Consider the following 247-nt stretch of genomic DNA (forward strand, 5'->3'; position numbering starts at 1 on the left):
TCAGTTAAAATCTTTGAACCGAGAGCAATTGCTTCCTTCGGTCCAGTGCTTCCGTCAGTCCAAACATCAAGTGTAAGTTTGTCATAGTTTGCAACCTGGCCTACACGAGTGTTTTCTACCTGATAAGATAAACGAGAAACTGGCGTAAAGATTGAATCGATCGGAATCACGCCGATTGGCTGATCGTCTCTTTTGTTCGAATCAGCAGGTGTATACCCACGTCCTCTTTGTGCAGTAAGGCGAACTC

Annotated in this window: 1 pseudogene; it reads right to left on the reverse strand. The window is 44.9% G+C overall.

Features of this window, described 5'->3' with window-relative positions:
• Nucleotides 1–247: pseudogene (locus SB660_RS22820) on the reverse strand (DNA-directed RNA polymerase subunit alpha); the annotation flags it as partial.

This window comes from Bacillus sp. SIMBA_005, from assembly GCF_046535585.1.
GTDB classification, from domain to species: Bacteria; Bacillota; Bacilli; order Bacillales; family Bacillaceae; genus Bacillus; species Bacillus pumilus.